Origin of the sequence: Variovorax frigidus, assembly GCF_051216515.1 — a bacterium.
Lineage (GTDB): Bacteria > Pseudomonadota > Gammaproteobacteria > Burkholderiales > Burkholderiaceae_C > Variovorax.
Genome location: NZ_JBPJZF010000006.1, coordinates 408,561 through 429,329, shown reverse-complemented (window position 1 = coordinate 429,329; position 20,769 = coordinate 408,561). Strand labels below are relative to the sequence as shown.

General features: G+C 68.4%; 22 protein-coding genes. 8 read left to right on the top strand and 14 right to left on the bottom strand.

Annotation, left to right across the window (positions count from 1 at the left end; translation table 11 throughout):
* The 4 genes from minD (at position 1) to ACSFBC_RS20080 (ending at position 3,982) form a co-directional block, all read left to right on the top strand.
* Positions 1-816: a septum site-determining protein MinD gene (gene minD / locus ACSFBC_RS20095; protein ID WP_435512119.1), complete on the top strand. Its 816-nt coding sequence runs from the start codon at positions 1-3 to the stop codon at positions 814-816.
* Between the two features lie 2 nt (positions 817-818).
* Entirely contained in the window at positions 819-1,094 is a 276-nt protein-coding gene (gene minE / locus ACSFBC_RS20090; RefSeq protein WP_435512118.1) for a cell division topological specificity factor MinE, read from the top strand.
* Between the two features lie 103 nt (positions 1,095-1,197).
* A complete protein-coding gene (locus ACSFBC_RS20085) occupies positions 1,198-3,645 on the top strand; it encodes a GspE/PulE family protein (protein ID WP_435512117.1) in 2,448 nt (815 codons plus the stop codon).
* A gap of 85 nt (positions 3,646-3,730) precedes the next feature.
* Positions 3,731-3,982 carry a hypothetical protein gene (locus ACSFBC_RS20080; protein ID WP_435512116.1) on the top strand — a complete coding sequence of 84 codons (252 nt, stop codon included), beginning with the start codon at positions 3,731-3,733 and terminating at the stop codon, positions 3,980-3,982.
* Between the two features lie 33 nt (positions 3,983-4,015).
* Here ACSFBC_RS20080 and ACSFBC_RS20075 read toward each other — a convergent pair whose 3' ends face one another.
* The 3 genes from ACSFBC_RS20075 to ACSFBC_RS20065 all read right to left on the bottom strand — a co-directional run bounded on the left by ACSFBC_RS20075 (position 4,016) and on the right by ACSFBC_RS20065 (position 5,624).
* Positions 4,016-4,489: an RcnB family protein gene (locus ACSFBC_RS20075; RefSeq protein ID WP_435512115.1), complete on the bottom strand. Its 474-nt coding sequence runs from the start codon at positions 4,487-4,489 to the stop codon at positions 4,016-4,018.
* Between the two features lie 129 nt (positions 4,490-4,618).
* Positions 4,619-4,996, bottom strand: a complete 378-nt coding sequence (locus ACSFBC_RS20070; protein ID WP_435512114.1) for a hypothetical protein — start codon at positions 4,994-4,996, stop codon at positions 4,619-4,621.
* A 31-nt stretch (positions 4,997-5,027) separates the two neighbouring features.
* On the bottom strand, positions 5,028-5,624 hold the full coding sequence (locus ACSFBC_RS20065) for a cob(I)yrinic acid a,c-diamide adenosyltransferase (protein ID WP_435512113.1): 597 nt from the start codon (positions 5,622-5,624) through the stop codon (positions 5,028-5,030).
* Between the two features lie 58 nt (positions 5,625-5,682).
* Between ACSFBC_RS20065 and ACSFBC_RS20060 the strand changes: the two genes are divergently transcribed.
* Positions 5,683-7,107, top strand: coding sequence for an FAD-binding oxidoreductase (locus ACSFBC_RS20060; protein WP_435512112.1), 1,425 nt, complete (start codon positions 5,683-5,685; stop codon positions 7,105-7,107).
* Positions 7,108-7,174: 67 nt separating this feature from the next.
* Here the strand turns inward: ACSFBC_RS20060 and ACSFBC_RS20055 are convergent, their stop codons facing one another.
* The 8 genes from ACSFBC_RS20055 to ACSFBC_RS20020 form a co-directional block, all read right to left on the bottom strand.
* Positions 7,175-8,131, bottom strand: coding sequence for a ParB/RepB/Spo0J family partition protein (locus ACSFBC_RS20055; RefSeq protein ID WP_435512111.1), 957 nt, complete (start codon positions 8,129-8,131; stop codon positions 7,175-7,177).
* A gap of 5 nt (positions 8,132-8,136) precedes the next feature.
* Positions 8,137-8,694 carry an RBBP9/YdeN family alpha/beta hydrolase gene (locus tag ACSFBC_RS20050; protein WP_435512110.1) on the bottom strand — a complete coding sequence of 186 codons (558 nt, stop codon included), beginning with the start codon at positions 8,692-8,694 and terminating at the stop codon, positions 8,137-8,139.
* Between the two features lie 4 nt (positions 8,695-8,698).
* Positions 8,699-9,544 (bottom strand): ParA family protein, encoded by an 846-nt coding sequence (locus tag ACSFBC_RS20045; RefSeq protein WP_435512109.1) that lies wholly within the window; start codon positions 9,542-9,544, stop codon positions 8,699-8,701.
* A 13-nt stretch (positions 9,545-9,557) separates the two neighbouring features.
* Positions 9,558-10,172 carry a LysE family translocator gene (locus tag ACSFBC_RS20040; protein WP_435512108.1) on the bottom strand — a complete coding sequence of 205 codons (615 nt, stop codon included), beginning with the start codon at positions 10,170-10,172 and terminating at the stop codon, positions 9,558-9,560.
* 79 nt (positions 10,173-10,251) lie between these two features.
* Positions 10,252-10,899: a 16S rRNA (guanine(527)-N(7))-methyltransferase RsmG gene (gene rsmG, locus ACSFBC_RS20035; RefSeq protein WP_435512107.1), complete on the bottom strand. Its 648-nt coding sequence runs from the start codon at positions 10,897-10,899 to the stop codon at positions 10,252-10,254.
* Complete coding sequence (mnmG, locus tag ACSFBC_RS20030; RefSeq protein WP_435512106.1) at positions 10,896-12,854, bottom strand: tRNA uridine-5-carboxymethylaminomethyl(34) synthesis enzyme MnmG; 1,959 nt, start codon at positions 12,852-12,854, stop codon at positions 10,896-10,898. Before mnmG ends, rsmG begins: the two co-directional genes overlap by 4 nt.
* Before the next feature lie 179 nt (positions 12,855-13,033).
* Positions 13,034-13,231, bottom strand: coding sequence for a hypothetical protein (locus ACSFBC_RS20025; protein ID WP_435512105.1), 198 nt, complete (start codon positions 13,229-13,231; stop codon positions 13,034-13,036).
* A complete protein-coding gene (locus ACSFBC_RS20020; protein ID WP_435512104.1) occupies positions 13,231-13,416 on the bottom strand; it encodes a DUF1328 family protein in 186 nt (61 codons plus the stop codon). The genes ACSFBC_RS20025 and ACSFBC_RS20020 overlap by 1 nt, the downstream gene beginning before the upstream one ends.
* Positions 13,417-13,633: 217 nt before the next feature.
* Here ACSFBC_RS20020 and gstA point away from each other — a divergent pair, with 217 nt between their 5' ends.
* The 3 genes from gstA (at position 13,634) to gloA2 (ending at position 16,359) form a co-directional block, all read left to right on the top strand.
* Positions 13,634-14,242 (top strand): glutathione transferase GstA, encoded by a 609-nt coding sequence (gstA, locus tag ACSFBC_RS20015; protein ID WP_435512103.1) that lies wholly within the window; start codon positions 13,634-13,636, stop codon positions 14,240-14,242.
* A gap of 152 nt (positions 14,243-14,394) precedes the next feature.
* Positions 14,395-15,498, top strand: a complete 1,104-nt coding sequence (locus tag ACSFBC_RS20010; RefSeq protein WP_435512102.1) for an alkene reductase — start codon at positions 14,395-14,397, stop codon at positions 15,496-15,498.
* Between the two features lie 69 nt (positions 15,499-15,567).
* Entirely contained in the window at positions 15,568-16,359 is a 792-nt protein-coding gene (gene gloA2 / locus ACSFBC_RS20005; protein WP_435512101.1) for an SMU1112c/YaeR family gloxylase I-like metalloprotein, read from the top strand.
* 10 nt (positions 16,360-16,369) lie between these two features.
* On the opposite strand, the gene ACSFBC_RS20000 is transcribed toward gloA2, so the two are convergent.
* From ACSFBC_RS20000 to ACSFBC_RS19990, 3 genes are read right to left on the bottom strand one after another with little or no spacing between them, the layout of a single operon-like run.
* The gene (locus ACSFBC_RS20000) at positions 16,370-17,740 is read right to left on the bottom strand and encodes a sensor histidine kinase (protein ID WP_435512100.1); all 1,371 of its coding nucleotides are present in this window, start codon (positions 17,738-17,740) and stop codon (positions 16,370-16,372) included.
* Positions 17,740-18,441: a response regulator transcription factor gene (locus tag ACSFBC_RS19995; RefSeq protein WP_435512099.1), complete on the bottom strand. Its 702-nt coding sequence runs from the start codon at positions 18,439-18,441 to the stop codon at positions 17,740-17,742. The genes ACSFBC_RS20000 and ACSFBC_RS19995 overlap by 1 nt, the downstream gene beginning before the upstream one ends.
* A 50-nt stretch (positions 18,442-18,491) precedes the next feature.
* Positions 18,492-20,708, bottom strand: a complete 2,217-nt coding sequence (locus ACSFBC_RS19990) for a heavy metal translocating P-type ATPase (RefSeq protein ID WP_435512098.1) — start codon at positions 20,706-20,708, stop codon at positions 18,492-18,494.
* Positions 20,709-20,769: the final 61 nt, after the last annotated feature.

The following is a 20,769-nucleotide window of genomic DNA, read 5'->3' as shown; positions in this document are numbered from 1 at the left end:
ATGGCCAAAATTGTGGTGGTGACCTCGGGCAAGGGCGGCGTCGGCAAGACGACCACGAGCGCAAGCTTCGCGTCGGGCCTGGCCCTGGCGGGCAAGAAGACGGCCGTGATCGACTTCGACGTCGGCCTGCGCAACCTCGACCTGATCATGGGCTGCGAACGCCGCGTGGTGTACGACCTGATCAACGTGATCCAGGGCGAGGCCAACCTGAACCAGGCGCTGATCAAGGACAAGCAGTGCGACAACCTGTTCGTGCTGGCCGCCTCGCAGACGCGCGACAAAGAAGCACTGACCGAAGAAGGCGTCGAGAAGGTGCTCAAGGACCTGTCGGCGATGGACTTCGACTACATCGTCTGCGACTCGCCCGCGGGCATCGAGACCGGCGCGATGATGGCCATGCACTTCGCCGACGAGGCGCTGATCGTGACCAACCCCGAAGTCTCGTCGGTGCGCGACTCCGACCGCATCCTGGGCATGCTGGGCAGCAAGACGCAACGCGCCAAGAACGGCGGCGAGCCGATCAAGGAGCACCTGCTGATCACCCGCTACAACCCGAACCGCGTGGCCGGCGGCCAGATGCTGTCGCTGGAAGACATCCAGGACATCCTGCGCATCAAGCTGATCGGCGTGATCCCGGAATCGGAAACCGTGCTGAACGCCTCCAACCAGGGCATCCCCGCGATCCACGACAAGGGCTCCGACGTGTCGGAAGCCTACAGCGACGTGGTGGCGCGCTTCCTCGGCGAAGACCGCCCGATGCGCTTCATCGATGCGGAAAAACCCGGTTTCTTCAAGCGCATCTTCGGAGGCAAATGAGCATGTCCTTCCTCTCCTTTCTTCTCGGTGAAAAGAAGAAGACGGCCAGCGTCGCCAAGGAACGCCTGCAGATCATCCTGGCCCACGAACGCTCCAGCCTGAGCGCCAAGCGGCCCGAGTACCTGGCCGACCTGCAGCGCGAACTGGTGGCGGTGATCTCCAAGTACGTGTCGATCAGCCCCGAAGACATCAAGGTCCACCTGGAACGCCAGGACGACCTCGAAGTGCTGGACATCAAGATCGAACTCCCCGAAAGCGCGGCCGTCGCGGCCCGCTGAGTCTTTCTCATCGCCGGCGCGCATTCGCGCGCTAGAGTCGGGGGCAGGGAGGGGCAGAGCCGCCACGGCACACGATGGCGCAGCACGACCCCTGGAGTTGCAGATGACGACATTGAAGCCCCTCGAGTGGGACCCGCCGAAGAAGGCAACGCCGGCCGAATCGGCCGACGCCGACGGTTTTTTGTGGCCCAGCCCGCCGGGCGGCGCCTACCCGCCGCCGCGCGCCCAGACCGAGCCGCTGCCTTGCGACATCCGCGGCATCAACGGCCAGCATGCGGCGGGCCGCATGACCTTCTTCATTCCCGACCAGGCCGTCGCACTGGTGCAGTTGCCGCGCGCGCGCACCACGGTGCCGCTGCGCTTCGACCAGTTCCAGTCGATCACGCTGACCACGCCGCTGGCGCCGATCGCCGCGCCCGCGATGGACCCGCAGTCCGGCGTGCCGCGCGAGCCAGCCAGCGCCGCCGTGCGCGTGATCATGAAGGACGGCACCGAACGCCAGGGGCGCACGGTCGGGCACGTCGAGAGCCCCTTCGGGCTGTTCCTTTTTCAGCCGGCCGGTGAGGACGGCGGCGTGCTGCGCGAATTTCTGCCGCGCAACGCCTTCGTCCGCTTCGAGGTCGACGCCCCCTCCGACGACGGCGATCCGGCGCAGGCACTGGCCACCCCGCTGCTGTCGCGCATCGTCACCACGGCCAGCGAGCTGGTCGAGGCGCTGCAGCACCAGGCGCGCATGCCGATGGTGCGCATCGGCGAGGCCCTGATGTCGCTGGGCATGGTGAGCGCCGACGATCTGCGCGACGCGCTGGTCCTTCAGCAGAAGGACCGCGGCGTGCCGCTGGGCGAGCTGCTGGTGCGCCGCGGCGTGGTGTCGCGGGCCGACCTGCAGGTCGCGCTGACCCGCAAGATGGGCTATCCGCTGGTCGACATCGACGTGTTCGGGCCCGAGCCCGAGGCCCTGCGCAAGATCGCCTATGCCGCGGCGCAGCGCCTGCAGGTGATGCCGCTCATGATGAGCGAGGGCCGCCTGGTGGTGGCGCTGGACGATCCGGCCAACCGGCGCGCGGCGGTCGACGAGGTCGAGTTCATCGCGCAGATGAAGGTGGCGCCGGTGCTGGCGCAATGCCGCGACCTGGAGCGCAGCCTGCACGCGGCTTACGACAAGATCGGCGCGGCCTCGGACAGCCGCTTCTCGCAGGCGCTGCGCCCGATCGAGTTCGAGCCGGGCGACACCACGGCGCTGGTCGAGTCGCTGGAGAAGGAAGGCGAGGACCGGGTCGACGAGGACGCCCCGATCGAGCAGTCCGACAATTCGCTGGTCAAGCTCATCAACCGGATGATCCTCGAGGCGCACACGGACGGCGTGTCGGACATTCACATCGAGAGCTACCCCGGGCGCGAGAAGATCCGCATCCGCTTCCGCAAGGACGGCCTGCTGCGCACCTACCTCGAGTTGCCCGCGAACTACCGCAACGCGATGATCGCGCGCATCAAGATCATGTGCGACCTCGACATCAGCGAGCGCCGCAAGCCGCAGGACGGCAAGATCAACTTCGCCAAGTTCTCGCCGCAGCACCGCATCGAGCTGCGCGTGGCGACCATCCCCACCAACAGCGGCCTGGAAGACGTCGTGATGCGGATCCTGGCCTCGGCCAAGCCGATCGCGCTCGACCGGCTGGGGCTGTCGGAGCTCAACCTGGAGCGCCTGCGCCACGCGGTCGAGCGCCCCTACGGCATGGTGCTGTGCGTGGGCCCCACGGGCTCGGGCAAGACCACCACCTTGCACTCGGCGCTCAGCCACATCAACGTGCCCGAGCGGAAGATCTGGACCGCCGAGGACCCGATCGAAATCACCCAGCCGGGCCTGCGCCAGGTGCAGGTGAACCCACGCATCGACTGGACCTTCGCCAAGGCACTGCGCGCCTTCCTGCGGGCCGATCCGGACGTGATCATGGTGGGCGAAATCCGCGACGAGGAGACGGCCAAGATGGCGGTCGAGGCCTCGCTCACGGGCCACCTGGTGCTGTCCACGCTGCACACCAACAGCGCGCCCGAAACCGTGACGCGTCTGCTCGACATGGGCATGGACCCGTTCAACTTCGCCGACTCGCTGCTGGCCGTGCTGGCCCAGCGGCTGGTGCGCCGGCTCTGCACGCACTGCCGCACCGCGCGCGACGCGACCGATCAGGAAGTCGAGGAACTGATGGGCGACTACCTGCGCGCCTACGGCGAGACCGACCTGCCGGAGACCCCCGAAGACGTACTGGCGCGCTGGACCGCGCGCCACGGCCAGAACGGCCGGCTGCAGATGTACACCAGCCCGGGCTGCTCGTTCTGCGACCAGACCGGCTTCAAGGGCCGGGCCGGGCTGCACGAGCTGATGGTGATTTCGCGCGAACTGCGCCACCTGGTGCAGACCGGCGCCCGTGCCGAGGCGCTGCAGGCGACCGCGCTGCGCGAGGGCATGCGCACGCTGCGCCAGGACGGCATCGACAAGGTATTGGCCGGACAGACGACCATCGAGGAAGTGCGCTCTACCAGCAACGTTTGAGCGCGGACCGCCAAATAGTTGGAGAAGCCGTCACGCGCAAGAGGTACATTGGACTTCATTCCTCAGCTTCCGGAACGGATCCGCCATGGCATCGAACCAGCAGACGCGCGTTGAGTTGAAGGCGATTGCCGCCGCCGCAGTGCGTGAACGATTGCGCCAAGCCTTGCCGCTCACGGTCGAGCGCCTGAACCAGCGTCAGGCCGACCTGATCGAGGACAGCGACATCGAAGCCTTCGTCGCCCTGAACTGGCTCGAATGGCATGGCGGTGGCCTGCGGCTGACCATCACCGGGCGCAACGTGTGCGCCCAAATGAGCACCGCGCCGGCCTCCGTCTGAACGAAGGCAGCGGCGCGGCGCCTGGCTGCGGAGTTACTGCGAAGCGATGATCTGCGCGATCACGCCGGTCGCGATGGCGGCCAGCACGAAGTCGCCGCCCACCCCGACCCACTGATAGCCGCGCGGGGGCGCCTGCAGGCGATGGCCGCGCCAATCGTCCACCACGTAGTTGCGGCCTCGGTACTCGGTCGGCACCCGGCCGCCGCGACGCCATTCGACATGCGGCTGCGGGTAGCCGCGGCGATCGGCGAATCGGCCGTCGCGGTAGTCCTGGCGATCGTTGCGCTGGTGGTAGCGCTGGTCCCGGCGATCGTTACGCTGGTTGTAGCGCTGGTCCTGCCGCTGCTCGTGCTGGTCCTTGATGTACAGCTGGCTCGGGCGCTGCGGCGGGCCGCGATGGTCGCGGTCATCGCCTCGACGATCCTGCGCGAAGGCGCTTCCCGCCGCCATGCACAGCGCCATGACGGTGGCTGCGACGGTCATGCGCTTGGCTCTGGTGTTGTTCATCTGGAACTCCTTCTGCGTTGAGTGAGGCTGTCAGTATCGGCAGCTTGCATGTCGCGCAGCCACGGCGCAGATGCGTATCGCGTGAAGGCGGTAAGCGCTCGTATCCGTACGCGAACCGCCCGCGGCGCCTCAGGACGGTGCCATCCGCGTGCTCTGCGGGCCGACGGGCGGCGGGGCTGGATGGCGCGTGCCGCCCGGCAGCTTGCGGCCCAGCGATTCCCCGGCCCTGCGCACCGGCCGGCTGGCGCGTTCGGACACGTTGTCGACGCCACGGCGGGTGGCGCCTTCGGCGCGGTTCACGCCGCGGCCGGCGGCATCGGCACCCCGCTTCGCACTGCCCAGTGCCGTGCCGTCGCGCGGTGGCGGTGGTGGCTTGAGCGTCTGGGCGCGCTGCGCACGGGGCGGGTTGTCGGCGCTCTGGGCCTGGGCCGCGGCAGGCAGCCCCAGCGCGAGGACCAGCAGGGCGCCAAGCGCCCAGGAGGGGGAAAGCGAAGCTGAAGGGTTCATCGGAACGTTCCTTTGTGGCCAGGGGACCGAATCAGGTCGGTGATCCGGCTGCATGTTGCGCGTCCTCGGCCTCGGCGCGCGTCAGACGTTCGCTCTTCCAGTACACGTCGTCCCCACCGTCGATCCGGTTGAGCACCCGCGCCAGCACGAACAGCAGGTCGCTCAGGCGGTTGAGGTAGTGGCGCAGCGAGGCATTGATCTGTTCGGACGCGCCCAGCGCCACCACGGCCCGCTCGGCGCGCCGCGCCACGGTGCGACACACATGGGCCAGCGAGGCTCCCCGCGTGCCCGCAGGCAGGATGAATTCAGCCAGCCGAGGCAGGGCCGCGTTGTGCACGGCGAGCGCGTTGTCGAGCTGCAGCAGCGCCTCGTCCTTGAGCAGCGTGTAGCCGGGCATCGAGAGCTCGCCGCCCAGGTTGAACAGCTGGTGCTGCACATCGACCAGCAGTTCGCGCACGGTGTCGGGCATGGGCTCGCAGAGCAGCACGCCGATCTGCGAATTGAGTTCGTCGACGTCGCCCATGGCCTGCACGCGCAGGTGGTCCTTGGGGACGCGGGTGTTGTCGCCGAGGCCGGTGGTGCCGTCGTCGCCGGTACGCGTCGCGATCTGCGTGAGTCGATTGCCCATGGGAGTCCGTTGGATGAGTGCAGTTCTTAGAATGGTAGACCGCTCCTGGAGACACACGATGAACGCGCCCGCCACCGCCGACCAGCTCTTGCCCGAATTCCACCTGCGCACGGTGCCCGAAGCGCTGATCGAGGCGCTCAAGGCGCGCTTCGCCGAGCGCTGCTCGACCGCGCTGGCGGTGCGCACGCAGCACGGCCGCGACGAGTCGTCCTTCGAGGCGCCGCCGCCCGCGGCCGTGGTGTTCGCCGAGAGCACGCAGGACGTGGCCGATGCGGTGCGGCTGGCCGGCGAGCACAGCGTGCCGGTGATTCCCTTCGGTGTCGGTTCGTCGCTCGAAGGCCACCTGCTGGCCGTCCAGGGCGGCATCAGCATCGACCTGGGCCGCATGAACCGCGTGCTGTCGATCAACGCCGACGACCTCACGGTCACGGTGCAGCCGGGCGTCACGCGCAAGCAACTCAACGACGAGATCAAGAGCACCGGCCTGTTCTTCCCCATCGATCCGGGCGCCGACGCCTCCATCGGCGGCATGACCGCCACCCGCGCCAGCGGCACGAACGCCGTGCGCTACGGCACCATGCGCGAGAACGTGCTGGGCCTGGAGGTGGTGACCGCCGCCGGCGAGACGATCCGCACCGGCACGCGCGCGCGCAAGTCCTCGGCCGGCTACGACCTCACGCGGCTGATGGTCGGCAGCGAAGGCACGCTGGGCGTGGTCACCGAGATCACGCTGCGCATCTACCCGCTGCCCGAGGCGGTGTCGGCGGCCATCTGCTCGTTCCCGAGCATCGAGGCGGCCGTGCGCACCACCATCGAGACGATCCAGCTGGGCGTGCCGATCGCGCGCGTCGAGCTGATCGACGTGAACACCGTGCGCATGGTCAACGCCTACGCCAAGCTGGGCCTGCGCGAGGAGCCGATGCTGCTGATGGAATTCCACGGCTCGCCCGCGGGCGTCAAGGAGCAGGCCGAGACCGTGCAGGAACTGGCCAGCGGCCATGGCGGCAATGCCTTCGAGTGGGCCACCACGCCCGAGGAACGCACCCGCCTGTGGACCGCGCGGCACAACGCCTACTTCGCGGCGATCCAGTCGCGCCCGGGCTGCCGCGCGATCTCGACCGACACCTGCGTGCCGATCTCGCGGCTGGCCGACTGCCTGCTCGACTCGGTGGCCGAAGCCGATGCCAGCGGCATTCCCTACTTCCTGGTAGGCCACGTGGGCGACGGCAACTTCCACTTTGGCTACCTGATCGACCCCAACGACGCCGAGGAGCGCGCCAAGGCCGAGGTGCTCAACCATGCGCTGGTGTCGCGTGCGATCGCGCTGGAAGGCACCTGCAGCGGCGAGCACGGCATCGGGCTGCACAAGATGGGCTTCCTGGTCAACGAGGCCGGCGCGGGCGCGGTCGACATGATGCGCACCATCAAGCGCGCGCTGGACCCGAAGAACATCATGAACCCGGGCAAGATCTTCAGCCTCTGATCTTGACGTCAGATAAAAAGCCCGGCCGCTCGCGAGAGCGCCGGGCTTTTTCCTTGGCGTTTACGCCTCAGGCGGCTGTCTGCCGGATGCGGTCGATCAGGCCGTTGAGCGCCTCCAGCGAGCCGAAGTGGATCGCGAGTTCGCCGCTCTCCTCCATCTTGCCGCCACGCTTGCTGCGCTTCTTGATCCGGACCTCGACCTCGGCGGTCAGCAGGTCGGCTAGCTCTTCCTCGACCCGCAGCAAGTCGCGCGACTTGTCGGCCGCGCCGTTGCGCCGCGGCGACGGCGTGAGGCTGAACTCGGCCGCCAGCTTCTTGACCAGCGCCTCGGCCTCGCGCACCGACATCTTCTTGCCGGCGATCTGGTTGGCGGCGGTGATCTGGGTGCCGCGGTCCAGCGACAGCAGCGCGCGCGCATGGCCCATGTCGATGTCGCCGGCCATCAGCATGGCCTGGGCGGGCTCGGCCAGGTTCAGCAGGCGCAGCAGGTTGCTGGCGGCGCTGCGCGAACGGCCCACGGCCTGGGCCGCGGCTTCGTGGGTGAGCCCAAACTCCGCAACCAGGCGTTGCAGGCCTTGCGCCTCTTCCAACGGGTTCAGGTCCTCGCGCTGGATGTTCTCGATCAGCGACATGGCCGCGGCGGCCTCGTTCGGCACGTCGCGCACCAGCACCGGCACGCTGTCCAGCCCGGCGAGCTTGGCGGCGCGGAAGCGGCGCTCGCCCGCGATGATCTCGAACTCGGCGTTCTTGGCCGCCGCCGAGTCGGCATCGAGCCGGCGCACCAGGATCGGCTGCATGATGCCCTGCACCTTGATGCTTTCGGCCAGCTCGTAGAGCGCGCCTTCGTCCATGCGCGTGCGGGGCTGGTAGACGCCGGCCACCATCTGCTCGAGCTTGAGCACGGTGGGCTGGGGCGCGGGGGCGTTGGCGTCGGGCGCGGCCGGCTCGTCGGCGCTGCCGTTGAAGGTGGGGCCCAGCAGGGCTTCGAGTCCGCGGCCGAGGCCCTTGGGTTTCTTGGTGGCCATCGAGGTCAATCTTCTTTGTCTGTGGTCTTGAGGAGGTCGTTCAGCAGCGCGCGGCCCTGGGGCCAGTCGCCCAGCCCGGACTCGCCGTTGAGATGGCCGGCGGCGCCGGCGTCGACGAAACGCGCGCCCCAGTCGGCGGCCATCTGGCGCGAGCGCGCGGCGTCGCAATAGGGATCGTCATTCGCCGCAATCAACAGCGAAGGAAAAGGCAATCGCTGGCGCACGATGGGTGCCCAGCCGGGAATCATCTGGCGCAGGTCGTCGCGCTCCAGGTCGCCGGGCGCCACGAGCAGGGCTGCACGCACCCTGTCGGTGTTGCGCGAGTGGGCTGCCCAGGCCGCGACCAGAATGCAGCCCAGGCTGTGCGCCACCAGGGCCACCGGGCCGGGCGCGGCCAGCACTTCTTCTTCGAGCCGGGCCAGCCAGTCGCCACGCCGGGGATGCACCCATTCATGCTGCTCGACACGATGGTCGCCATGCACGGCCTCCCAGCGGCTTTGCCAATGGGGCGCATCGCTGTTCTGCCAGCCCGGCAGGAGCAGGATGGGGGTAGGGGTGCTCATCGCGTCATTCCTCGGCTGCAGCGGCGTTCTGGATCTCGACCGGCAACTCGACCGGCGGGGGCGCAGGCTGGGCCAGCGCGCTGGCGGGCGGCATCTTCTCGACCAACTCCTGCGCGAAGGCCACGAAGGCCTGGCTGCCGCGGGCCGAGGGATCGAAGATCACGCCCGGCAGGCCGTAGCTCGGGGCCTCGGCCAGGCGCACGTTGCGCGGGATCACGGTATCGAACACCTTGTCGCCGAAATGGCCCTTGAGCTGCTCGCTCACCTGCTGCTGCAGTGTGATGCGCGGATCGAACATCACGCGCAGCAGCCCGATGATCTGCAGGTTCTTGTTGAGGTTGGCGTGCACCTGCTTGATGGTGTTGACCAGGTCGGTCAGGCCTTCGAGCGCGAAGTACTCGCACTGCATGGGCACGATCACGCCATGGGCCGCGCACAGTCCGTTGAGCGTGAGCAGGCTCAGGCTGGGCGGGCAATCGATCAGGATGAAGTCGTACTCGGCGCCGACGGCCGCCAGCGCGGTGCGCAGGCGCTTCTCGCGCCGGTCCAGCGCGACCATTTCGACCTCGGCGCCGGCCAGCTCGCGGTTGGCGCCGAGCACGTCGTAGTTGCACCGCTCGGCTCGCACGCGGGCCTCGGCCACCGAGGCCGACTCCAGCAGCACGTCGTACACGGTGAGCTCGAGCTGGCGCTTGTCGATGCCCGAGCCCATGGTGGCATTGCCCTGGGGGTCGAGGTCGATCATCAGCACCCGCTGGCCCACCTTGGCCAGGCCGGCGGCGAGGTTCACGGTGGTGGTGGTCTTGCCGACGCCACCCTTCTGGTTGGCAATGCAGAAAATCTTGGCCATCGTCTCTTCTCTCTCAGCGCGACACGGCGAGCTTGACACCGAAGGCGATCAGGAAGACGCCCGCCAGCTTCTCCAGGGTTTGCGAAATGCGAGGATTGGCGCGCAGCCGCTCCGCCAGAAAATGGGTCAGCAGCGTCGCCGTCAGCCCGTACAGGAAGGTCAACGCCGCGATGGTCAGGGCCATGAAGGCGAAGGTGCGAAAGCCCTGGTGGCGCGCCGGATCGACGAACAGCGGGAAGAAGGCCATGTAGAAGACGATGGCCTTGGGATTCAGCAGCGTGATGAACACCGCCTGACGGAAGAACTGCCGCGGGCGGATGTTGAGGATCGGGGCGGCGCCGGGCTTGGCCAGCAGCATGCGTGCGCCCAGCCACGCCAGGTAGGCCGCGCCCAGCCATTGCACCGCGTGGAAGGCCGTGGGATAGGCCGCGAGCAACGCGGCGACGCCGGCCACCGCCATCCACATCAGCACCTGATCGCCGGCGATCACGCCCAGCGTGGCGGCCAATCCGCCGCGAATGCCGCCCTTCCCTGTCGAGGTGATCAAGGCCAGGTTGCCTGGGCCTGGGATCGCGAGGAACAGGACGATGGCCGCAACGAATGCGCCGTAATCAGCGATGCCGAACATGGGATGTGCCTAGGGCCTGAGATGGGAGGGAGCTGCGAGTCTAAGCGAGCCACCCCTGCACCCGACACCCCTGCAACGCTCAACCGGTTGCTTTTCGTGCCCAGACGATGCAGCGCTCGGCGTCGAGGCCCGGAACCGTCAGTTGTTCCACGTGAAACACATCGACGAACGGCGGCAATTGCGCCAGCTCGTCCGAGGGCAACTTGCCCTTCATCGCGAGCCAGACACCCTGTGGCGCAAGCAGCTGCTGCGACCCGTTGTAGAAGTCGGGCAGCGAGGCGAAGGCCCGGCAGCTGATCGTATCGTAGGCGCCGCTCTGTGCCTCCACGCGCGCATGCAGGCCGCGCAGGTTGGGCAGGCGCAGTTCGGCGGCCACCTGTTGCACGAAGGCGGTCTTTTTGGCCACCGCATCCAGACAGGTCACGTCGATGTCTTCGCGCAGGATCGCGATCACCACGCCCGGCAGCCCTGCCCCGGCGCCTACATCCAGCAGCTTGGTGGGAATGGCGCTCACGGGCCGCTCGCGCTGCAGCGGTGTGATCACCGAAAGGCTGTCGAGCAAATGGTGCGTCAGCACCGCAGCAGGCTCGCGCAAGGCCGTGAGGTTGTAGACCTTGTTCCACTTGAGGATCAGGGCACCGTAGGCCAGCAGCCGTTGCGATTGCAGATCGCTCAGGTCCAGGCCGAGGGCCTTGGCGCCCTCCTGCAGCTGAATCAACGGGCTCATGCTTCGGTCACCGGCGCGGCAGCGTCGACCACGGCATCGCGTGCGAACGCGCGATGCCCTCCCTTGCGCAGGTGCACCATCAGCAGAGAGATCGCGGCTGGGGTCACGCCGGAAATGCGCGAGGCCAGGCCCAGGGTCTCGGGCCGCTGGCGCTCCAGCTTCTGCCGCACTTCGAAGCTCAGCGCGTTCACCTGGCTGTAGTCGAAGTCGGCTGGCAAGCGCAGGTTCTCGTAGTGCGCGGCGCGCTCCACCTCGTCGTGCTGACGGTCGATGTAGCCGGAGTACTTGGCCGAGATCTCGACCTGCTCCACCTCGACCGGCGCCAACGGCTCCGCCGGCGCGTACTTGCCGCCGTCCAGCGACATCAGTGCCGCGTAGTTGACGTCGGGGCGACGCAGCAGATCGCCCAGGTTGTATTCGTGCTCGATGGCCTTGCCCAGCACCCGCACCGACTCGCTGGCCGGCAGGTTGCGCGGGTTGACCCAGACCGACTTGAGCCGCTGTGTTTCACGTGAAACAACGTCGCGCTTGCGCGAGAACGCATCCCAGCGTGCGTCGTCCACCAAGCCCAGCTTGCGGCCGGTTTCGGTCAGGCGCATGTCGGCGTTGTCTTCCCGCAGCTGCAGTCGGAACTCGGCGCGGCTGGTGAACATGCGGTAGGGCTCGGTCACGCCCTTGGTGATCAGGTCATCGACCAGCACGCCCAGGTAGGCCTCGTCGCGACGCGGCAGCCAGGCGCCCTCGCCCCGGCACTGCAGCGCGGCATTGATGCCGGCGAACAGGCCCTGCGCCGCGGCTTCTTCGTAACCCGTGGTGCCATTGATCTGCCCCGCGAAGAACAGGCCCTGGATCGCGCGCGTCTCGAAGCTGCTCTTGAGCTCGCGCGGATCGAAGTAGTCGTACTCGATCGCATAGCCGGGACGCAGGATGTGTGCGCTCTCCAGACCGACCATCGAGCGCACCAGCTGGTACTGGATGTCGAAAGGCAGGCTGGTCGAGATCCCGTTCGGGTAGTACTCGTTCGTGGTCAGGCCTTCGGGCTCGAGGAAGATCTGATGGCTTTCCTTGTCGGCGAAGCGGTTGATCTTGTCTTCCACGCTCGGGCAGTAGCGCGGGCCCACGCCCTCGATCTTGCCGGTGAACATCGGGCTGCGGTCGAAGCCCGAACGGATGATGTCGTGCGTGCGGGCGTTGGTATTGGTGATCCAGCAGGCCATCTGCCGCGGATGCATGTCGGCGCGGCCCATGGTGCTGAACACCGGCATGGTCGCAGTCTCGCCGCCCGGCATCCCGTCACCCGGCTGTTCGATGCACTTCGAGAAGTCGATGCTGCGGCCGTCGAGCCGCGGCGGCGTGCCGGTCTTGAGCCGGCCCTGGGGCAGCTTCAATTCCTTGAGCCGCGCCGACAGGCTGATCGCCGGCGGGTCCCCTGCCCGGCCGGCCTGGTAGTTGTCGAGGCCCACATGGATGCGGCCATCCAGAAAGGTGCCTGCGGTCAGCACCACGGTGCGTGCACGGAAGCGGATGCCTACCTGCGTGACCGCGCCCACCACCCGATCGCCCTCCACCATCAGGTCGTCCACCGCCTGCTGGAACAGGCTCAGGTTCGGCTGGTTCTCCAGCCGATGGCGGATGGCTGCCTTGTAGAGCACGCGGTCGGCCTGGGCGCGCGTGGCACGCACGGCCGGGCCCTTGCTCGAATTGAGGATCCGGAACTGGATGCCCGATTCGTCGGTGGCCAGCGCCATCGCACCGCCCAGTGCATCGACTTCGCGCACCAGATGGCCCTTGCCGATGCCGCCGATCGACGGGTTGCAGCTCATCTGGCCCAGCGTCTCGATGTTGTGGGTCAGCAGCAGCGTCTTGGCGCCCATGCGGGCGGAGGCCAATGCGGCTTCGGTACCGGCGTGACCGCCGCCGACGACGATGACGTCGAATTCTTCAGGATAGAGCATGAGATGGGCGCACTCTCGCGTGCGCGGCGTGGGAGTCTGCAGGGAGGGGCCCTGATTTTAAGCGGCGCCGGCGTTTTGCAGGGCGTGTGGGGCCTCCACCTGGCCCTGCACCAAGACCGCCGGGTCGCTCTATCGTGCGCTCATTTGCTATCTATTTAATAGCATCGAAAGCGGGAATGTCAGACGGCGAACGCCACTTCCCGTGCCACCACGCGTCTCGAAGGCATCGGATCGGGCGCCTGCGCTGACGCCAATGCGTCGGCCGCAGCCCATTGCGCCAGTGTGACCTGCTGCACCCGCACCACGCGGTGCGCGGGCGTCTGCAGCAACTTCACCAGGCGGCGCTCGACCGGCCATCGCAGCACGCGGTGGGACATCAGTCGATGGCCTTTCGCACGGCGCCCACGCCCAGCGCCGCCAGCACCAGAAAGACCACGGCGAGCACCAGGAACAACCCGAACAGCACCTTGGCGATACCGGCCGCACCGGCTGCGACACCGCCGAAGCCGAGTGCCCCGGCGATCAGGGAAACGATCGCAAAAATGATGGCGTACTTCAACATGACAAGCTCCTCGACGTCGGCACTGTGCCGCGGTGGAAAGCAGCTTAAAAAGCGCCTTCGTCGCGATGGATAGTCGGGCCGCCCAAGCCCCCGTAGGACAAAAACGCGAGGCCGAGCCGCTACGATCGGAGGCTGGCCGGTGCCCGGAAGCACCGGCGCCCGACGCGTTTGCGCCGGACTGCTTTCCTGTCCCTCACCCCCCTCTCTGGAGCATTGCATGAAGCTGTACTACTCGCCCGGCGCCTGTTCGTTGTCGCCCCACATCGCCCTGCACGAGGCCGGCATCGCCTTCGAACCCGTGCTGGCCAGCACCAAGAGCCACAAGCTGCAGGATGGCACCGACTACTACGGCATCAATCCGTTGGGCTACGTGCCGATGCTCGAACTCGACGACGGCACGCGCCTGCGCGAAGGCCCGGCCATCGTGCAGTACATCGCCGACATGGTGCCGCTGAAGAACCTCGCGCCCGCCAACGGCACGCTGCCGCGCTACCGCCTGCAGGAATGGCTGACCTTCATCGGCACCGAGGTCCACAAGGGCTTCAGCCCGCTGTTCAACCCCGCCATGCCCGACGAAGCCAAGACCATCGCCAAGGACCGCCTCGCGACGCGCTTCACCTGGCTCAACAAGGAACTCGAAAGCAAGACGTACCTGATGGGCGAGCACTTCACCGTGGCCGATGGCTACCTCTTCACCGTGGTCGGCTGGGCCAAGCCTTTGTCCATCGACCTCACGGCGTACCCGCACCTGCAGGCCTGGCATGCGCGCGTGGGCGCACGCCCCGCGGTGCAGGCAGCGCTCAAGGCCGAAGGCCTGCTGAAGTAAGGCCACCGGCCTTTCCGGGCCGTTCGCGCAGGTGCAGCGCGGCGGCCCCGCGCAGGGGTGCGCGCCTAGCAGCAAAACGACAACCTCACCGCAGCAGGGATGCGCCCCGCGGTTTACGCTGGGCGTCCTTTCCATCCCTGACAAGACGCACCGTGCCCACTCTCTTCGATCCCGTCCAGGCAGGCGACCTGCACCTCGCCAACCGCATCGTCATGGCGCCGCTGACGCGCAACCGCTCGCCCGGCGCCGTGCCGCTGCCCATCACCGCCACCTACTACGAACAGCGCGCCAGCGCCGGCCTGCTGATCACCGAAGCCACGGCCATCAGCCACCAGGGTCAGGGCTACGCGGACGTGCCGGGCCTCTACGGCACCGAGCAGCTCGACGGCTGGAAGCGTGTGACCGATGCGGTGCATGCCAAGGGCGGCAAGATCGTGGTCCAGCTGTGGCATGTGGGCCGCATCTCGCACACCGATCTGCAACCCGACGGCGGTCAGCCCGTGGCGCCCTCGGCCATCACGGCCAAGAGCAAGACCGTGCTGATCAAGGACGGTGTGCCGAGCTTCGTCGAGACCTCCGAGCCGCGCGCACTCAAGGCCGAGGAACTGCCCGGCATCGTCCACAGCTACGCCGCCGCGGCACGCAATGCGGTCGAGACCGCGGGCTTCGACGGTGTCGAGGTGCACGGCGCCAACGGCTACCTGCTCGACCAGTTCCTCAAGCGCGGCAGCAACCAGCGCACCGACGACTACGGCGGCAGCATCGAGAACCGCGCCCGCCTGCTGCTCGAGGCCACGCGTGCCATCGCCGACGCCATCGGTGGCGGCAAGACCGGCATCCGCCTGTCGCCCGTCACGCCCGCCAACGACGTGCACGACGAAGATCCGCAGCCGCTGTTCGAGTACGTGGTCAAGCAACTCGCCAGCCTGAACCTGGCCTACATCCACATCATCGAAGGCGCCACGGGCGGCCCGCGCGAAATCGCCGACCGTCCTTTCGACTACGAAGGCCTCAAGGCCGCTTACCGCCAGGCCGGCGGCAAGGGTGCCTGGATGGTCAACAACAACTACGACAAGCCCCTGGCCGAGACGGCCGTGAAGGAAGGCGACGACCTGGTGGCCTTCGGCCGCCCCTACATCGCCAACCCCGACCTGGTGCGCCGTCTGCGCGAAGACGCACCGCTGAACCCGCTCGACAAGGCCACGCTCTACGGCGGCGGCGAGAAGGGCTACACCGACTACCCCGCACTGGCCTGAGCCTGCCCGCGGGAGGGGCCATGGCAAGATGCGGCGGACCCATTCGTCCGCCGACAGGAGAGAACCGCCATGGCCCGCATTGCGCAACGACCGGCCGCATCAGGCCTCGTGCCGCCGCTCGACCGCATCCATCACGTGGCCATCCTCTGCGGCGACTACGCCGTGTCGAAGCGCTTCTACACCGAGGTGCTCGGCCTGCGCGTGATCGCGGAAAACCACCGCGCAGCGCGCGATTCGTACAAGCTCGACCTCGCCCTGCCCGACGGCTCGCAGATCGAACTCTTTTCCTTTGCCGGCGCACCCGCGCGGCCCACACGGCCCGAAGCGCGGGGGCTGCGCCACCTGTGCTTCGAAGTGCAGGACGTGCAGGCCATGGCCGATGAACTCGCGGCCAAGGGCGTGGCCGTCGAGCCCTTGCGCATCGATGAATTCACCGGCCGCCGCTTCACCTTCTTCACCGATCCCGACGGTCTTCCGCTGGAACTCTACGAAGCCGCGCCCGCCGTCGACCTCGATGCGTTGCTGCTGGAACTCGAGGGGGCATTGCATCGGCAAGACGTGCGCGCGAGCGCGACGCGGCTGGAAGCACTGCTGGACGACGACTTCCATGAACTCGGCGTGTCCGGCACCGTGTGGACACGCGCGGCCATCGTCGATGCGTTGCGCGACGAAGCCTTCTCGCCGCGCACGATGACGGACTTTCGCGTGATGCGGACAGCGAACGACGTCGCGCTGGTGACGTACCGGGTGCATCGCGAAGCGAGTGCCGAACGGCCTGCGGCGGACTCGCTGCGAAGCTCGCTGTGGCGATGCAGGCAGGGACGGTGGCGCATGGTGTTCCACCAGGGCACGCCGTTGTAGGGCCTCGTTCTCAAGCCACTTCGCCGAACACCACGCTCACCCGCAGCCCTGTGGGCTCCGCGGCCTCGAGCCGCAGCTCCGCGTCCAGCAGCTCCGCATAGCGCGCCACGATCGACAATCCCAGACCCGCGCCCTGCCCCAGCTTCTGGCCATCGGGGCCCTGGGCCCAGCGTTCCATCAGCGCGCGCTGCGCGGCCGGCGGAATGCCGGGGCCATCGTCCACCACCGACAGCACCGTGCCCGACAGCTCGACGGTGATGGTGCGGCCGCCATAGCGCAGCGCGTTGTCGATCAGGTTGTCGAGGATGCCTTCGATCAGCGCGACGCTCGCCTGCACCGTCACGGACGCACCCTCGAGGCCGCGCGCACCCAGGTCCACGCCTCGTGCATCGGCCCGCGCCAGGTGCCGCAGCACCGCCTGTTCCACCATGTCGTGGAGCTGCACCGGTTCGCGTTGCAGGGCCGTGCGCCCTTCATCGGCCAGGGCCAGCCCCAGCAGCTGGTCGACCAGATGGCTGGCACGTGCCTGGCTGGCCGCGATGCGTCCCAGTTGCTCGCGCCAGATCTCGGGTGTGGTCTGGGCCAGTCCGTAGTCCGCCAACGCGCGGATGCCGGCCAGCGGCGTGCGCAGTTCATGCGCCACGTTGCCGGCGAATTCACGCTGCGCCCGCACACTGAACGCGACCCGGCCGAAGAGCGCGTTCATCGCATCACCGAGCCGCTCGAGTTCGCGCGAACTGCGCGCCACCGGCACCGGCGACAGGTCGCTCGCATCGCGCTGCCCCAGCGCCTGCTCGAGTTCGCCCAGTGGCCGCAGTTCGCGATCGATGTGGCGCCAGAGCCAGGCCGCCACCAGGGCCAGCAACAGCAGCTGCGGGGCCAGCGAATAGACCAGCAGACGCCCGACCAGCGCGCTGCGACCGCGCGTGGTCTGCGCCACCACCACGCGGTAGGGATGGGGCAGCGAATGGTCGAGCACCACCGCACGCAGCTTCTCGCCCTGGTAGGTGATGTCCGAGAACCGGTGGCGCGCCGTGCCCTCGGGAAACGGCGCCTGCAAGGCCGCTTCGCCCGCCAGATGGCGGCCATCCCGCTGCCGCACGGCAAAGTGCACGGCTTCGGTCTGGTCGAACAGCACGGCCGTCACTTCGCGCGGCGTCAAGGTGAGTTCGACGCTGTCCGGGGTGGCGCGCACGTTGGACGACACCGCATAGGCATCGTCGAGCAGCGTGCGGTCGAAGGCCTGCTCGGTGAAGCTGTTGGCCACGCCGAGTGCGATGCCGGTGCCGACCAGCCAGGTCAGCGCCAGCGGCGGCAGCACACCGCGCAGGACGCGCCGGGTCAGCGACGGTGCGACGGGCTGCGGCGTCGCGGCGCGCACTATGCCTCTGCCTCTGCCTCGGCTTCCAGCAGATAGCCAAGACCGCGCAAGGTGCGGATGCTGGCGCCGCTGCCCGCCAGTTTTTTGCGCAGCCGCGAAATGAAGGCCTCGAGCGCGTTGTCGCCCAGCGACTCGTCGAAGGTCGACAGCTTGTCCGACAGCGCCCGCTTGCTCACCGTGCGGCCGGGCGGGCTCATCAGTTCCCACAGCACCTCGAATTCGCGCGCCGGCAGGTCGAGCGGCACACCCGCCACGCCGAAGCGCCGCGCCTTGCGGTCGAGGCGCAGGCTGCCCAGCGTGGAGATGTCCTCGGTGCCCTGCGCCCGCCGAACCAGGGCCCGCAGCCGCGCCTCCACCTCGGCCAGATCGAAAGGCTTGCCGAGGTAGTCGTCGGCCCCGGCATCCAGGCCGGCGATGCGCTCGTCGGTGCGGTCGCGCGCGGTCAGCACCAGCACCGGCGTGCGGTCGCCGCGGCCGCGCGCCTGGCGCAGCACGTTCAGGCCACTCGCCAGCCCGCTCGTGCGGCTGCCGGTCAGGGGCAGCGTCAGATCGAGCAGCACCGCATCGAACAGCTGGACGCGCCACAGGTGGTCGGCGTCTTCCACGTTGGTCGCCAGATCGACGCGGTGGCCGGCATCGCGCAGGCTGCGCAACATCATGTCGCTCAGCACCGCATCGTCTTCGATCAACAGGATTCGCATGGGACAGGCAGAAAAGAAGAGGCCGGAGGTGCTGCGTTTCTACACCAAGCCTAGCCCTTGTTCGGCCGCCAACGGCGCAACAACAAGGCGTTGGCCATCACACTCACGCTCGAGGCTGCCATCGCCGCGCCGGCCACCACCGGGCTCAGCAGGCCGAAGGCCGCGAAGGGAATGCCAATCACGTTGTACGCGAAGGCCCAGAACAGGTTCTGCCGGATCTTCGCGACCGTGCGCGCCGACAGGTCGAGCGCATCGGCCACCAGAGCAAGGTCGCCACGCATCAAGGTGATGCCGGCGGCCTCCATCGCCACGTCGGTGCCGTTGGCCATCGCGATGCCCACGTCGGCCGCAGCCAGCGCGGGTGCATCGTTGGCACCGTCGCCCACCATGGCCACCACATGCACACCGCCCTGCGCGTCGCTGCGCAGGGCCGCCACCTGCGCGGCCTTGTCGGCCGGCAGCACTTCGGCACGCACGTCCTCGGGGGCGATGCCCACACGCGCGGCCATGGCCAGCGCCGCGTGCCGGTTGTCGCCCGAGATCATCACCACACGCAGGCCGCGCGCGCGCAACGCGGCGACCGCCTGGGCGGCCTGGGGCTTGGGCTCGTCGCTGAAAGCCAGCAGCGCCTTCACCACCGGCGGCCCCTCCGCACCGAAGGCCAGCAACGCCGACACCGTCGCCCCCTGCTGCTGCAGGTGCTGTACCGCGACGCCGTCGGGCAGGGCCTCCAGTTCCTCGCACCAGCGCAGGCTGGCGATGGCCCATTCCGAGGCGCCGACAAAGCCACGCACACCGCGGCCCGACGGGGATTGCATGTCGCGCGCCGCGACCACGTCGATGCCCTGCTTCGCTGCCGCGGTCAGCACCGCCTTGGCCAGGGGATGGCCGCTGCCGCGCTGCAGGCTGGCGGCCACCGCGAGCAGTTCACGCGTGTCGGTGCCGGCCGCCGGCACGAACTCGGTCAGCGTCGGCGTGCCCAGGGTCAGCGTACCGGTCTTGTCGAAGGCCACGGTGTCGACCCGGTGCGCGAGTTCCAGCGCACGTGCGTCCTTGATCAGGATGCCGCGCTTGGCGGCCACGCCGGTGCCGGCCATCACCGCGACCGGCGTGGCCAGACCCAAGGCACAGGGGCAGGCGATCACCAGCACCGCAACCGCATGCACCAGCGCGGCCTCGATGCCGGCACCGGCCAGCAGCCAGCCGACCAGCGTGAGCAGCGCGATCACCAGCACTGCGGGCACGAAGACCGCCGACACCTTGTCGACCAGCCGCTGGATCGGCGCCTTGGCCGCCTGCGCGTCCTCCACCAGCCGGATGATGCGGGCCAGTACGCTCTCGGCACCGACCGCACGGACCTCGACCAGCAGCCGCCCTGCCCCGTTGACCGAACCGCCGGTGAGCGCATCGCCCGGGCCCTTGGCGACCGGCAGCGGTTCGCCCGTGAGCATCGATTCATCGACCTCCGACTGGCCCTCGATCACATGGGCATCGGCCGGCACGCGCTCGCCCGGGCGCACGGCCAGCCGGTCGCCAGCCATCACTTCGGCCAGCGGCACATCGGTTTCACTGCGCGGCCCGACCAGATGCGCCAACTCGGGCCGCAGTTGCTGTAACGCGCGGATGGCCGACGTTGCCTGCCGCTTGGCGCGCGTTTCCAGCCATTTTCCCAACAACACCAGCGAGATCACCACCGCCGAAGCCTCGAAATAGAGGTGCGGCATCCCGCTCGAGCCGGCGCGCCACCAAAGCCACAGCGACAGTCCGAAGGCCGCGCTGGTGCCCAGCGCCACCAGCAGGTCCATGTTGCCGGTGAGCGCGCGCGCCGCGTGCCAGCCTGCACGATAGAAGCGCGCGCCCAGCCAGAATTGCACGGGCGCGGCCAGCAGCAATTGCCACAGCGGCGGCAGCATGGCGTGGATGCCGAAAGGCTCCAACAGCATCGGTGCGAGCAACGGCGTCGACAGGATCAGACCGGCCGCGACCGGACCGAAGCCCTGCCAGGCCGATTCGCCGGCGGACGTGGCCTGTACCGACTCCGCACTGCGCGGCTCGTAGCCCGCCGTGCGCACGGCACGCCGCAGGCGCGCATCGACCTCTTCCGACGCGCCTGCATCGAGCGTGATGCGCGCGCTCTCGGTGGCGAGGTTGACGCTGGCGTCCTTCACGCCGGCCACCTGCTTCAACGCACGTTCGACGCGCGTCACGCAGGAAGCGCAAGTCATGCCGCCGACGGCGATGTCCAGGGTTTGCAATGAAGTGTTCATGGGTCGAGACTAAAGCCTCACACCATGGCAAGGTCAAGCATCGAATTCACTTGACCTTTTC

Excerpts from the sequence above, each read along its gene's own strand:
- minD (WP_435512119.1), top strand. The coding sequence starts at position 1 with ATGGCCAAAATTGTGGTGGTGACCTCGGGCAAGGGCGGCGTCGGCAAG.
- minE (WP_435512118.1), top strand. The coding sequence starts at position 819 with ATGTCCTTCCTCTCCTTTCTTCTCGGTGAAAAGAAGAAGACGGCCAGC.
- ACSFBC_RS20085 (WP_435512117.1), top strand. The coding sequence starts at position 1,198 with ATGACGACATTGAAGCCCCTCGAGTGGGACCCGCCGAAGAAGGCAACG.
- ACSFBC_RS20080 (WP_435512116.1), top strand. The coding sequence starts at position 3,731 with ATGGCATCGAACCAGCAGACGCGCGTTGAGTTGAAGGCGATTGCCGCC.
- ACSFBC_RS20075 (WP_435512115.1), bottom strand. The coding sequence starts at position 4,489 with ATGAACAACACCAGAGCCAAGCGCATGACCGTCGCAGCCACCGTCATG.
- ACSFBC_RS20070 (WP_435512114.1), bottom strand. The coding sequence starts at position 4,996 with ATGAACCCTTCAGCTTCGCTTTCCCCCTCCTGGGCGCTTGGCGCCCTG.
- ACSFBC_RS20065 (WP_435512113.1), bottom strand. The coding sequence starts at position 5,624 with ATGGGCAATCGACTCACGCAGATCGCGACGCGTACCGGCGACGACGGC.
- ACSFBC_RS20060 (WP_435512112.1), top strand. The coding sequence starts at position 5,683 with ATGAACGCGCCCGCCACCGCCGACCAGCTCTTGCCCGAATTCCACCTG.
- ACSFBC_RS20055 (WP_435512111.1), bottom strand. The coding sequence starts at position 8,131 with ATGGCCACCAAGAAACCCAAGGGCCTCGGCCGCGGACTCGAAGCCCTG.
- ACSFBC_RS20050 (WP_435512110.1), bottom strand. The coding sequence starts at position 8,694 with ATGAGCACCCCTACCCCCATCCTGCTCCTGCCGGGCTGGCAGAACAGC.
- ACSFBC_RS20045 (WP_435512109.1), bottom strand. The coding sequence starts at position 9,544 with ATGGCCAAGATTTTCTGCATTGCCAACCAGAAGGGTGGCGTCGGCAAG.
- ACSFBC_RS20040 (WP_435512108.1), bottom strand. The coding sequence starts at position 10,172 with ATGTTCGGCATCGCTGATTACGGCGCATTCGTTGCGGCCATCGTCCTG.
- rsmG (WP_435512107.1), bottom strand. The coding sequence starts at position 10,899 with ATGAGCCCGTTGATTCAGCTGCAGGAGGGCGCCAAGGCCCTCGGCCTG.
- mnmG (WP_435512106.1), bottom strand. The coding sequence starts at position 12,854 with ATGCTCTATCCTGAAGAATTCGACGTCATCGTCGTCGGCGGCGGTCAC.
- ACSFBC_RS20025 (WP_435512105.1), bottom strand. The coding sequence starts at position 13,231 with ATGTCCCACCGCGTGCTGCGATGGCCGGTCGAGCGCCGCCTGGTGAAG.
- ACSFBC_RS20020 (WP_435512104.1), bottom strand. The coding sequence starts at position 13,416 with ATGTTGAAGTACGCCATCATTTTTGCGATCGTTTCCCTGATCGCCGGG.
- gstA (WP_435512103.1), top strand. The coding sequence starts at position 13,634 with ATGAAGCTGTACTACTCGCCCGGCGCCTGTTCGTTGTCGCCCCACATC.
- gloA2 (WP_435512101.1), top strand. The coding sequence starts at position 15,568 with ATGGCCCGCATTGCGCAACGACCGGCCGCATCAGGCCTCGTGCCGCCG.
- ACSFBC_RS19995 (WP_435512099.1), bottom strand. The coding sequence starts at position 18,441 with ATGCGAATCCTGTTGATCGAAGACGATGCGGTGCTGAGCGACATGATG.
- ACSFBC_RS19990 (WP_435512098.1), bottom strand. The coding sequence starts at position 20,708 with ATGAACACTTCATTGCAAACCCTGGACATCGCCGTCGGCGGCATGACT.